This window comes from Actinomadura nitritigenes, assembly GCF_017573545.1.
GTDB lineage: Bacteria > Actinomycetota > Actinomycetes > Streptosporangiales > Streptosporangiaceae > Spirillospora > Spirillospora nitritigenes.
This window is the reverse complement of sequence record NZ_JAGEOK010000003.1, coordinates 121720-134120: the sequence shown is the minus strand read 5'-3', so window position 1 is coordinate 134120 and position 12401 is coordinate 121720. Positions and strand designations below refer to the sequence as shown.

The 12401-nt window shown below is 72.3% G+C and carries 11 protein-coding genes; 7 read left to right on the top strand and 4 right to left on the bottom strand.

Annotated features, from left to right (window positions below; translation table 11 throughout):
- Positions 1–227: 227 nt before the first annotated feature.
- The 5 genes from J4557_RS05045 (at position 228) to J4557_RS05025 (ending at position 5833) form a co-directional block, all read left to right on the top strand.
- Positions 228–1319, top strand: a complete 1092-nt coding sequence (locus tag J4557_RS05045; protein WP_208265165.1) for a sugar ABC transporter substrate-binding protein — start codon at positions 228–230, stop codon at positions 1317–1319.
- A gap of 194 nt (positions 1320–1513) precedes the next feature.
- Positions 1514–2299, top strand: a complete 786-nt coding sequence (locus J4557_RS05040) for an ATP-binding cassette domain-containing protein (protein WP_208265164.1) — start codon at positions 1514–1516, stop codon at positions 2297–2299.
- Between the two features lie 13 nt (positions 2300–2312).
- Positions 2313–3596 (top strand): sugar ABC transporter permease, encoded by a 1284-nt coding sequence (locus tag J4557_RS05035; RefSeq protein ID WP_208265163.1) that lies wholly within the window; start codon positions 2313–2315, stop codon positions 3594–3596.
- Positions 3597–3839: 243 nt separating this feature from the next.
- Positions 3840–4598: an ATP-binding cassette domain-containing protein gene (locus J4557_RS05030; protein ID WP_208265162.1), complete on the top strand. Its 759-nt coding sequence runs from the start codon at positions 3840–3842 to the stop codon at positions 4596–4598.
- Positions 4598–5833, top strand: a complete 1236-nt coding sequence (locus J4557_RS05025; protein WP_208265473.1) for an ROK family transcriptional regulator — start codon at positions 4598–4600, stop codon at positions 5831–5833. The genes J4557_RS05030 and J4557_RS05025 overlap by 1 nt, the downstream gene beginning before the upstream one ends.
- A gap of 61 nt (positions 5834–5894) precedes the next feature.
- Here J4557_RS05025 and J4557_RS05020 read toward each other — a convergent pair whose 3' ends face one another.
- Complete coding sequence (locus J4557_RS05020; RefSeq protein WP_208265161.1) at positions 5895–6401, bottom strand: flavin reductase family protein; 507 nt, start codon at positions 6399–6401, stop codon at positions 5895–5897.
- Positions 6402–6644: 243 nt separating this feature from the next.
- A complete protein-coding gene (locus tag J4557_RS05015; protein WP_208265160.1) occupies positions 6645–7940 on the bottom strand; it encodes a lysylphosphatidylglycerol synthase transmembrane domain-containing protein in 1296 nt (431 codons plus the stop codon).
- 228 nt (positions 7941–8168) lie between these two features.
- Here J4557_RS05015 and J4557_RS05010 point away from each other — a divergent pair, with 228 nt between their 5' ends.
- The gene (locus J4557_RS05010; RefSeq protein ID WP_208265159.1) at positions 8169–9566 is read left to right on the top strand and encodes a hypothetical protein; all 1398 of its coding nucleotides are present in this window, start codon (positions 8169–8171) and stop codon (positions 9564–9566) included.
- Between the two features lie 122 nt (positions 9567–9688).
- Here the strand turns inward: J4557_RS05010 and J4557_RS05005 are convergent, their stop codons facing one another.
- Together J4557_RS05005 and J4557_RS05000 are read right to left on the bottom strand one after the other, a co-directional pair.
- Positions 9689–9955 (bottom strand): hypothetical protein, encoded by a 267-nt coding sequence (locus tag J4557_RS05005; RefSeq protein ID WP_208265158.1) that lies wholly within the window; start codon positions 9953–9955, stop codon positions 9689–9691.
- Positions 9956–10037: 82 nt separating this feature from the next.
- On the bottom strand, positions 10038–11585 hold the full coding sequence (locus J4557_RS05000; RefSeq protein ID WP_208265157.1) for an NHL repeat-containing protein: 1548 nt from the start codon (positions 11583–11585) through the stop codon (positions 10038–10040).
- Positions 11586–11694: 109 nt separating this feature from the next.
- On the opposite strand from J4557_RS05000, the gene J4557_RS04995 reads away from it, so the two are divergent.
- Complete coding sequence (locus tag J4557_RS04995) at positions 11695–12396, top strand: HAD family hydrolase (RefSeq protein ID WP_208265156.1); 702 nt, start codon at positions 11695–11697, stop codon at positions 12394–12396.
- Positions 12397–12401: the final 5 nt, after the last annotated feature.

The window sequence follows — 12401 nt, the reverse complement described above, 5'->3', positions numbered from 1 at the left end:
TCTCCCTCCCCGATCAGCGCCCTCCACTGTTTCCCCCGTGTTGATCTCGCGTTACGGGATTGTTACTGCCCACAACAAATTGGCCGGGCGACAGGTCTGGCGTTCAGGACGAGTCGGACATAAGTTGCGGGACACAACATTCACGCCGGTGGATGTGCGACCTCGCTCACCGGCGCTGCGAACCCCCGGCCGCGCCACGCGGCCGCCCCCAAGAAAGGACCCGGGCAATGCGCAAGGGGATCCTCAGCTTCATGGCCCTCTCGGCCGCCGCGGCGCTCACCCTGTCCGCGTGCGGGGACGACAACGGCGGCGGCGACAAGGGCTCCGGCTCCGGCTCCGGCGCGGTGAAGGGCAAGGTCGGCGTGATCCTGCCCGACACCACCTCGTCCGTCCGCTACGAGAGCTTCGACCGGCCCTATCTCGAGCAGGCGTTCAAGACGGCCGGCGTCCAGTACGACATCCAGAACGCCGAGGGCTCGACCCAGCGGTTCCAGACGATCGCGGACCAGATGATCACCAGCGGCGTCACCGTGCTGATCGTCGACGGCATCGACTCCAACTCCGCCGGCGCCGTCCAGCGCAAGGCGCAGTCCCAGGGCGTCAAGACGATCGACTACGACCGGCTCACCCTCGGCGGCGTCTCCGACTACTACGTCTCCTTCGACAACGTGAAGGTCGGCGAGGAGCTCGGCAAGGGCCTGCAGAAGTGCCTCGGCGACAAGAGCGCCAACATCGCCTACCTGAACGGCTCGCCGACCGACAACAACGCGACGCTGTTCGCCAAGGGCGCGCACAACATCCTCGACCAGGTGTCGAACTACAAGAAGGTCGCCGAGCAGGCCGTCCCGGACTGGAAGCCGGACAAGGCCGCGACGATCTTCGAGCAGATGTACACCGAGCAGCACGGCAAGATCGACGGCGTGCTGGCCGCCAACGACGGCCTCGGCAACGCCGCGATCTCCATCCTGAAGAAGAACCAGCAGGCCGGCAAGGTCGCGGTCACCGGCCAGGACGCCACCCTCCAGGGACTCCAGAACATCCTGGACGGCACCCAGTGCATGACCGTGTACAAGCCCGTCAAGCAGGAGGCCGACGCGGTCGCCAAGCTCGCCGTCGCCCTCATCAAGGGCCAGAAGGGCGAGACCAACGGCACCACCAACGACCCGCAGGGCAAGCGCGACGTCCCCTCGGTGCTGCTGAACCCGATCGGCGTCTTCAAGGACAACGTCAAGCAGGTCACCGACGACCAGTTCGTCAAGGCCGCCGACCTGTGCAAGGGCGCCTACGCGGCCAAGTGCAAGGCCGCCGGCATCCAGTGACCTCCCACTGATCTCGTCGACGTCGCCCAGGAGGTGCGGGGGTCGCCCCCCTGGGCGGTACTGACCCTCGTGGCGGGCCCCACCGCTGAGGACGCCCCGGGAGCCCGGAACCCCGGGACGTCCACGGGGCCCGCCACGGGCCCGCGCCAACCCCCGGAAGGAAACGGGCCCGCGCTACCCCTGGAAGGAATCACGTGGCAGAAAACGGAGACCCCGTCCTCCGCCTGACCGGGCTCAACAAGAGCTTCGGCGCCGTCCATGTGCTGCACGACGTGGACTTCGCCGTGCGGCTGGGCGAGGTGATGGCCCTCGTCGGCGACAACGGCGCGGGCAAGTCCACCCTCATCAAGTGCATCGCCGGGATCTACCCGATCGACTCGGGGACGATCGAGTTCGACGGCCGGGAGGTGACCGTCGACGGGCCGCGCGCCGCGGCCGACCTCGGCATCGAGGTCGTCTACCAGGACCTCGCGCTCGCCGACAACCTCGACATCGTGCAGAACATGTTCCTCGGCCGCGAACGCCGCCGGGGCATCGTGCTGGACGAGGCGTCCATGGAGGAGGCGGCCCGGCAGACCCTCGCCCGGCTGTCCGTCCGCACCGTCAAGTCGGTGCGCCAGCAGGTCGCCAGCCTGTCCGGCGGGCAGCGGCAGACCGTCGCGATCGCCAAGGCGGCGCTCTGGGAGTCCAAGGTCGTCATCCTCGACGAGCCGACCGCCGCGCTCGGCGTCGCGCAGACCCGGCAGGTGCTCGACCTCGTCCGGCGGCTCGCCGACACCGGGCACGCCGTCGTGCTCATCTCGCACAACATGAACGACGTGTTCGAGGTGGCCGACCGCATCACCGCGCTCTACCTTGGCCGGGTCGCCGCGGACGTGGCACGCTCCGAGGTCACCCACGGCCAGATCGTGGAGCTCATCACCGCCGGCCGTTCCGGTGATCTCGGCCTCGCGCCGCAGACCGCCGCCGAGAGCATCTGAAAGGGGGACCGAGGTGTCCACCGAACTCCCCGAGGGCAAGGAGGCCGCCGTGAAGCTGGCGGACTCGGACTTCGCCGCCGACCACCGCGACCACGACGTGCGCTCGGCGCTACTGGACTACTGGGGCCGCATCCGGGCCGGTGAGCTGGGCGCGCTGCCCGCGATCCTCGGCCTCGCCGCGCTCATCGTGCTGTTCTTCGCGCTGCGGCCCAACACCTTCCTCAGCAACCAGAACATCGCGAACCTGTGCACCCAGGCGCTGCCCATCGTGATCCTCGCGATGGGCCTGGTCTTCGTCCTGCTGCTGGGCGAGATCGACCTGTCCGCCGGTGTCGCGAGCGGCGTCTGCGCCGCCGTGATGGCCAAGCTGATCGTCGACAGCGGCCAGCCCTGGTACGTCGCGGTGATCTCCGCGCTGGCGGTCGGCGTCGTCATCGGCACCGCGATCGGCTGGCTGGTCGCGGTCGTGCGCATCCCGTCGTTCGTCGTCTCGCTGGCGTTCTTCCTCGGCATCCAGGGCATCACGCTGAAGCTGATCGGCGACGGCGGCACGGTGCCCGTCCGCGACGACTTCATCGTGGCGCTGGCCAACAAGAACATGCCGGTCTGGCTCGGCTGGACGCTCGCCGCCGTCTGCGCGGTCGGCTACGCCGCGACGCAGCTGCTGCGCTGGCGCCGCCAGCAGGCCCGCAACCTGCACTCGCGGCCGGTCGAGCTGGTGATCGCCCAGTCGGTCGTGGTCGCCGCGGCGCTGCTGCTCGGCACCTACCTGCTCAGCCAGGACCGCGCCGCCAGCCCGCTGATCTTCCTCGGCGGCGTGCCGTGGGGCGTCCCGCTGGTCGGCGTGCTGCTCATCGTCTGCACGTTCGTGCTCGGCCGCACCCCGTACGGCCGGCACATCTACGCGGTCGGCGGCAACGCCGAGGCGGCCCGCCGCGCGGGCATCAACGTCACCCGGATCCGGATCTCGGTGTTCATCATCGCGTCCGGGTTCGCGGCGGTCAGCGGCATCGTCGCCGCGTCCCGGCTGAACTCGGTCACCCCCGACGCCGGCGGCGGCAACACCCTGCTGTACGCGGTCGGCGCCGCGGTCATCGGCGGGACGAGCCTGTTCGGCGGGCGCGGCAAGGCCCGCGACGCGGTCCTCGGCGGCCTCGTCATCGCCATCATCGACAACGGTCTCGGGCTGCTCGGCACCAAGGCGTACCTGAGCTTCCTCATCACCGGGATCGTGCTGCTGTTCGCGGCGAGCATCGACGCCCTGGCGCGGCGCCGCCGCAGCAACACCGGCCGGTGACCCCGTGCCGGCCCACCCCCTGAAGGCCGGGACCCCGTGAACGCGGGAGACGCCCGGGAGCCGGCGGCGCGCGCCGCCGGCCCCCGGGCCCTGCCGTACGGTCCCGCCCTGCCGTCCGACCCGGCGGTCCCGCCGTTCCCGGACGGCGCCGCGCGCGTTTCCCGGCCCGCGAACGCGGCTGATACGCTCACTGCCCACGACCGATCGGCGCGCGCCGACGCGGCACGGTGGGAGCCCCTCGGCATGGCAGTGACGCCCGTCCTCGACCTGCGCGGCATCGACAAGAGCTTCGGTTCCGTCAAGGTCCTGCACGACATCGCCTTCTCCGCGTACCCGGGCGAGGTCACCGCGCTGGTCGGCGACAACGGCGCCGGCAAGACCACCCTCGTCAAGTGCATCGGCGGCATCCACGCGCCGGACGCGGGGGAGTACCGCTTCGAGGGCCGCCCGGTGCGGCTCGGCAGCCCGCGCGACGCCGCCGCCCTCGGCATCGAGGTCGTCCACCAGGACCTGGCGCTCTGCGAGAACCTCGACATCGTCCAGAACCTGTTCCTCGGCCGCGAGCAGCGGCGCGGCATCGCGCTCGACGAGTCCGGGATGGAGGAGCTGGCCCGCAGGACCCTGTCCGGCCTGTCCGTCCGCACGATGGGCTCGGTGCGGCAGAAGATCTCCACGCTGTCGGGCGGGCAGCGGCAGACCGTCGCGATCGCCCGCGCCGTGCTGTGGGACAGCAAGCTCGTCGTGCTGGACGAGCCCGCCGCCGCGCTCGGCGTCGCGCAGACCCAGCAGGTCCTGGAGATCGTCCGGCGGCTCGCCGACAAGGGCCTCGCCGTCGTGCTCATCTCGCACAACATGAACGACGTGTTCGCGGTCTCCGACCGGATCGCCGCGCTGTACCTCGGCCGCATGGTCGCGCAGGTGCGCACCGCCGACGTCACCCACCGGCAGGTCGTCGAGCTGATCACCTCCGGCGTCAGCGGCGACCTGGGGCTGCGGCGATGATGAAGGCGGGCCCGTCACAGGAGGACATCCGGCGGCACAACCTCGGGACGCTGCTGCGCTTCGTGCACCTGCGCGGCCCCGCGTCCCGCGCGACGCTCGCCGAGTCCCTCGGGCTGAACCGCAGCACCATCATGGCGCTGACCTCCGACCTCACCGCCGCCGGCCTCGTCCGGGAGGAGCTGCCGCGCGGGCCGGGGCGGCGCGCCGGGCGGCCGTCCCTCGTCGTGCGGCCCGAGTCGACCCGGGTCTACGTGCTGGCGTTCGAGGTCGGCGTCGACCGGCTCGTCGTCGCGCGTGTCGGCCTCGGCGGCGTCGTCCTGGACCGCCGGGAGGGCACCCGCGCCCGCGACTCCGACCCGTCCGACCTGCTCGGCATGCTCGTCGCCGGCGCCCGCTCGCTGGTCCGCAAGGCCGAGCGCGACGCGGTCTGCGTCGGCGCCGCGCTCGGCTTCCCGGGGACCGTGCGCCGCTCCGACGACACCATCATGTTCGGCCCCAACCTCGACGTCGGCGACCTGCGGCTCGGCGACGCCCTGTCGCGCCGGCTCGGCCTCGGCATCCCGGTGTCGGTGTGCAACGACGCCAACCTCGGCGCGCTCGCCGAGCACGAACGCGGCGCCGGCGTGAACTGCGACAACCTCATCTACCTGCACGGCGACGTCGGCGTCGGCGGCGGCATCATCGCGCACGGCCGGCTGCTCGGCGGCGACGAGGGCTTCGGCGGCGAGATCGGCCACATGATCGTCAACCCGGGCGGCCGGCAGTGCGCCTGCGGTTCCAAGGGCTGCCTGGAGGCCGAGGTGGGGGAGCGGACGCTGCTCGCCCACGCCGGCCGCGAGGAGCCGACGAACAAGGCGGGCCGCGACGCCGTCCGCGACGTGGTGGACGCCGCCGACCGCGGCGACATCGTCGCCCGCGAGGCGCTGCACCGCGTCGGCACCTGGCTCGGCCTCGGCGTCGCCAACCTCGTCAACGTGTTCAACCCCGGCCTGATCATCTTCGGCGGGACGCTGCGCGACATCTACCTCGGCGCCGCCGCGCAGATCCGCAGCGTGCTCGCGACCGGCGCGCTGGACGCGCCCCGCGAGAAGGTCCGGCTGCGCACCGCCGCCCTCGGCGACGACACCACCCTGGTCGGCGCCGCCGAGTTCGCGTTCGCCGAGGTGCTGTCCGACCCCGTCCAGGTCCTCGCCCGCCTCCGTAGCGCCGAGATCCCCTCCCCCTCGGCGCGCTAGGGACCCGTCCGCACAGGGCGCCCTGAACACAGGGCGCGCCTTGAACACAGGGCGCCTCGGGTCAGGCGATGCCTCCGTAGGCGCCCCGGTAGAACACCAGGGGGCGGCCGTCGTGGTTCTCGTCCAGGGCGTGGACGCGGGCGACGACGATGACGTGGTCGCCCGCGACGTGCTCCTGCTCGACGGAGCACTCGATCCAGGCGAGGGCGCCGTCGATGGCGGGGGCGCCGCTCGGGCTCTCCGTCCAGTCGATGCCGTCGAACTTGTCGCCGCCCTTCAGCGCGAGCCGCCGGCAGACGTCGAGCTGCGGCTCACCGAGGATGTTGATGCAGAGCCGGTCCGAGGCGCGCAGCCGGGGCCAGGTGGTGCTGGTGTGGGCGACGCAGAACGCCACGAGGGGAGGATCGAGCGAGACCGAGGTGAAGGAGTTGGCGGCGATCCCCGTCGGCCGCCCGGTGCCGGGTTCGACGGCCGTGATGGCGACCACGCCGGTCGCGAACCGGCCCATCACCTGCCGGAACCGTGCGCCGTCGAGGTCCGCCGCCGGCGTGATGGCTCCGTGCGCCATGGGGGCTCGATCCCTTCTGTCGACCAACTGCTTGCTCAGGCATCGGGGCCCGCCGGTCCGGCTCGCACGCGGGCGTGTCGCCGGGAGGAGGGGGTGCGGCCTGCATGACCACTAAAGCCGCTCTCCGGGAATGATGATTCCCAAAAGGGACGATCTCCGTCAAAGGTCCCGGTCGGGTCTCGGTCGCGGGACGGAGCCCCGGACCGTCCCGCGGTCCGGGGCTCTGCGGATCGGGTCGGGCGGCTATGGCCGGCGCGCCTCGGCCGGGACGACGAGCGGCACCGCGCTGTACGGGTTGAGGGTCGCGGTCGAGGTCAGGCCGTCCAGGAGGAGCCGTCCCGCCCCGGCGAGCCGGGCCTTCACCGGAGCCGGCAGCCGCGGCCCCTCGTGCAGCGCGAGCCAGGCGATCCAGCCGGCGCCGACGACGCCCCAGTACGAGACGAGCCGGTACAGGCCCACCGCCGCGGCGGCGGGGGACAGTGCCGCACCGAACGCGACGAGCGAGGCGGCCATGCTGCCCTCGACCGCGCCGAGGCCGCCCGGCAGCAGCGGCAGCACGCTGCCCGCGGCCTGCGCGGCGAAGTAGGCGAGCGCGGCGGCGTTCGGATCGACGTCGATGCCGACGGCGTGGGCCGCGGCCAGCAGCGCCAGGATGTCCAGCACCCAGTTCAGCGTCGCGAGCGTGATCAGCGCGGCCCAGTCGCGCCGGTTCGGGCGCAGCACGTCGCGGACGCCGGCGAGCCGTTCGGCCCACGGGCCGAGTTTCGGATGCGCCAGCGCCGCGCGGTGGGCGCGGCGCAGCGGCGCCGTCAGCACCGCGCGCGGGCGCGGCCACCGCAGCAGCGGCACCAGCAGCAGGAGCAGGACGCCCGGGACGGCGAGCCCGGTCAGCGCCGGGCCGCGCGTGGCCGGGTCGGCCAGCAGCGCCAGCAGGCCGATCACCGAGTAGGTCGCCGTGGTGATGACGCCCCCGGCGATGATCACGGCCGTGGCGAGCTTCGCCGACGCCCCGCCCCGGCGGAACTGCCGGAACGTGTAGACGACGCTCACCGCGGGCCCCGCCGGCAGCGTGGTGGACAGCGCGTTGCCCGCGTAGGTGATCGCGAACGCGCGGCGCAGCGGCATCCGCAGCCCGCCGACGCGCAGCAGCCGCCGCTGGAGCCGGGCGAACGCGCCCATCGAGCCCGCCACCGCGAGCACCACCATCGTCAGCCAGCCGGGATCGGCGTGCCGGAGCGAACGCCACATGGCGCCGAGATCGGGAAGCGAGTCGCGGTAGAGCGGCAGCGCCGCGACGGCGAGGAGCAGCACTCCCCACTGGAGCAGCAGACCCGCCTTGCGCCGCCACCAGGGGCGCTGCGGAGCGCCGTCCGAGGTGTGCGCGCCGGCCGGTCGTTCGGGGAACGGCTCGTCGGCGAACGGTTCGTCGGGGGACGGTCGGTCCGTGTCCGGTTCGTCCCATCGTGCTCCGTCCGGATGTGGACGGGGTGAGGCGACGTCGGCCGGGGGGTGTGCCGGTGCCGCGACTGTCTCGTACATGTCCCGGTCACCTCGCAAGCTCGCCCGTCTAGCGCAACCTACGGCTCCGGTATGACATTCCCCCGGAGCGGGTCACGGAACCACAAAGTGATCTTTACCACGGGGACCGCGCCGGGCGCGCCCGGCGGGTTCGTCGGCAACCTCTCGCGTTGCTCTGACAGCTGATCGCCCTTCTGTCTAGGATCTCCCCTCTGTCCTGGTTGTTCCCGCCCCGACGGAAAGGACTCCATGCCCGCCTCCCGAAGGACGGCCGCCCTCGCAGCCGCCGCCGGCGCGGCCGCCCTCGCCGTGGCCGGCGCCGTCGCCCTGCCGTCCGGCTCCGCCGAGCACGTCACCGCCTCCCCGGCCGCCGCGTCCACCGGCGTCGGCGACACCGCCCCGCTCCCCGGCGTCGCGTTCACGCTGAAGTCCACGCCCGTCTCCGCCGCCGCGCTCAAGCAGCTCGACGACATGGCGGCGATCCCGGCCCGCGGCATGAAGCGGCAGGCGAACCTCGTCGCCGCGGCGAGCGGCGCCAGGAACGGCCTGATCTGGAAGAGCGGCTGCGGAGCCAACGACGCGGTCAAGGCGATGAACGCCAAGCTGACGGTCGGCGCCTGGTGCTTCGCCAACGGCGACAAGAGCAGCAAGTACTGGATCCCGCAGGGCGTGGCGACCAGCCGCACCGCCCAGCTCGACGGGTTCGTGCTCAGCTGGTACCACCGGCACCTGTCCGGCTCCGACTGGGTGACCGACGGCTCGCGCCTCACCGTCGGCAAGCGTCCGCTGGTCGGGAAGGCGGGCGCCTACCAGCCCGTCACGCTCGCCATCCCGACCGCGACCGCCGCCGGCAAGCTCGCCGTCAAGGACGTCCGTCCCGCCGCCCCCGCGCCCGGCGCCGCGTCGGCCCAGGGCGTCGCCGACGCGCCCCAGCACCAGGGCGGCGTCGCCCTCGCCGGCGACTACGTCTACACCGCCGACACCTCGGGCCTGCGGGTCTACGACATCCGCCGCACCTACCAGGTGGCCACCGGCAAGACCGGGCTGGGCGTCGACTCCACGGACGGCAAGTTCTACGCGCACGGCGAGAAGTACGTGCTGTTCCAGACCGGCATGTACCGGCCGTCCAACGCCGGGGCCTGCCCCGCCTGGGACAAGGCGCCGTCCGCCAAGAACAAGGACCTGTGCTTCAGCACGGTCACCTACGACCCGACCACCTCGCCCAAGAGCCTGCTGACGGCCGAGTACAAGACCAAGGGCGGCGTGACGTCGGCCAGGCCGATGCGCGTCGTCCGGTGGCCCCTCAACGGCGACGGCTCGCTGAAGGCGGACTCGTCAGGCCAGGTCCAGTCCACGGTCGTGTACGGGACCAACCTCACGAACGTCCAGGGCGTCGCCGGCTACCACGGCGGTGGCGGCGACACAATCTACTACAGCACGACCCTCACCGCCCCCGGCGCGTTCTACAGCGATCGGAACGGGGACGGCAAGGCGCCGTTCAAGATCGTCGGGCCGATCGGCGGGGAGTCCCTCGCCTTCGACCCGTACTCCGGCGGCGACCGGATCTACGGTGTCACGGAACGTCCCAACCAGCGGATGTTCTTCTGGACCTACCGCAAGCAGTTGCAGCGGCCGGGCATGCCCTAGCGTCCAGCCGGAGAACGCCCCGCGGCGCCCGTACGGCACTTGTCCGTACGGGCGCCGCGGCGTCTCGGGGCCCCAGCTGTGCCGAGCCGGAGCGCCGCGCCGAGCCTGCCGCGAGCGGCGGGCTACGGGCGGCGGGTGGGGTTGACGGCGTCGGACTCGGCGGCCGTGTCGGGCTCCGGCCGCTCTTCGCCGTCCCGCTCCGCCTCCCGCTCGTACTCGTCGATGCTCAGCCCGTCCGGGTCCGGCTGGGGGTCCTCGATCCTCAGGTCGTCGGGCGGGTCGTTCACGTACTCCTCGGTCAGGCCGATCTCGATGTCCTGATCGTTGTCGCCCATGTCGTCGACGTCCTCGCGGAAGTCGCGGCTCTCCCCGGGCTTGCGCGCCCTCATGGCTCCTCCACGGTCCGGTCGGGTTCGTCCGATCAGTCCTGTATCCCCGCTCCCGCCGCGCCTACTCACGGTCGCGGCGGGCCTAGCCGCGGTCACGGACGGCGACGAGCCCGCCGATCACGCCGACGTACGCGGTCCCGTTCGGGCCGATGGTGACGGGCGCCCAGTTGTTGTCGAACCACTTGCCCGTGCCGGTCAGCACCTTGTAGACGGTCCTGCCCGTGCGGGCGTCCACCGCCGTGAGGTACCAGGCGTCGATCAGGTCCTTGCGCGGGTCCTTGGTGTACAGGTACAGCAGCCCCGCCGGGACGGAGATCTTCGCCACCGTGGACGGCGACCGCTCCGGGCTCGTCCAGACCGTGCGGCAGCCCTTCCCGCCGGCGTTCACGTCCACCCGGCTCACCCCGCCCGTGGACGACCCGCCGGGCGGCAGCTCGAAGAAGTTCCTGTACCCGTAGTTGTTCTCGACGAACAGGCTGCTCCCGTAGCCGATGAGGGAGTTGTCCGTCGCGCTCGCCCCGCTGCCGAAGACGGGGACCCGGCAGACCAGCCCGCCGTCGTCGCGGCGCCGCACGATCACGTGCATCCGGTCGTCGGCGTTGTCGGTGATCGCCACGTACCGGTCGCCGAGGAACGTCGGGGTCGTCCCCGAACCCTGGTCGATCTGCCCCGGCTTGCGGCCGGTGCCGCGGTCGTAGGTCTCGCGCCACAGCACCTTCGGCGTCCCGTCCGGGCCCGCCTTCATCTGGTAGAGCGCGTGGTCCGACACGATCGAGACGCCGTCCGCCGCGGCAGCGAACGAGTTCTGGATCTGCTCGCCCGGCAGCCGCGTCGTCTTCACCGCGCCCGACTCCGGGTTCACGGTGCCGATGCGGCCGGCCCGCGTGATCCACCAGATCAGGCCCGTCCAGTCCGGGCCGACCGCGGTGATCGGGTCGCACTCGCCCTTCGGCCACGGGTTCGTCCAGGTGGCGCAGTCGTGCGGGAGGTAGCGGGACAGGTCCCAGTCGTCGGTGACCGTGAACCGCCACTCGCCGTCCGGGCCCTTGGCATGGGCGAAGCGGCGCAGATGGAACCGCGAGTCGGCGAGCACCGCCCGGTCCTGCGGGTCCAGGTAGTAGTAGGCGCCGCCGGACGTGTCGGTGAAGATCTTGTCGAGGCTGCCGGAGAACACCGCCTGCACCGTCGACGACCTGGGCGGGAGCTGGTAGGTGGCGAGGTCCTTCAGCGTCGCCGGGTCGATCAGCCGCAGCATGAAGTTCTGCCCCTGCGTGCACTGCGCGACGATCAGGCCCGTCCGCTTCGCGAAGGTGACCGTCGAGCACAGGCCCGGAAGCCCGCCGCCCTTGGCATCGTCGAGCACCTCCGGGTTCCGGCCGAGCGGCCCCATGAACGGGTAGGTGTCGGAGGCGTAGGCGTCCGCGTGCATCGACGACGTGCCGACCGGACCCTGGTACGGGTTGGCGGGCACGGGCTTCCCGGCCAGCGCCTTCGGCGTCGCCGGACCGCCGATGTACCGCGGGACCAGGCCCTTCCCCGGACCGTCGGGGATGGCGCCGGCGGCCGCGGGCACGGCGGCGGCGCCGAGCAGGACGGCCGACAGGGCGGAGGCGACGAGCGGTCTGCGCATGGAGGGGCTCCTAAGCCGGGACAAGGACCGCCCCGGCCGCGCCCTCCGGGACTGGTCCACCGCGTCAACGGATCATCGTGCGGAGTGCCTGAATGGTTACGATTCCGGCATGGCCCTACAAGCAGTGATCTTCGACTGGGGCGGCACGCTGACCCCCTGGCACGACGTCGAGCTGCCCGAGATGTGGCGGACGATCTGCTCCCCGCACCTGCCCGCCGACAGCGTCGAGACCGTCGCCGCCGCCCTCGCCGAGGCGGAGCTCGAGCTGTGGCGGCGCGGCGCCGAGGAGCACCGCAGCGCCACCCTCGCGGAGCTGTTCGCGCTCGCCGGCGTCGAACCGACCGAGGCCCTGCTCGACACCCACTACGAGACGTGGACCCCGCACACCTGGACCGACCCGTCCGTCCCCGGCCTGCTCCGCGAGCTGCGCGAGCGCGGCATCAAGGTCGGCGTCCTGTCCAACACCATGTGGAGCCGCGAGCTGCACGAGCGGATCTTCGCCCGCGACGAGGTCCTCGGCCTGCTCGACGGCGCCGTCTACTCCAGCGAGATCCCGTGGACCAAGCCGCACGCCGAGGCGTTCCAGGCCGCCATGGACGCGGTCGGCGCCACCGACCCGGCCGCCTGCGTCTTCGTCGGCGACCGCCCCTACGACGACATCCACGGCGCGAAGTCCGCCGGGCTGCGGGCCGTCCAGATCTGGCACCAGACGACGCACGCCTTCACCCGTCCCGGCCTCGCGCCCCCGGACGCGCTGATCCACGCCATCGACGAGCTGCTCCCGCACGTGGAGACCTGGCACGCCCCCTAGAAGAG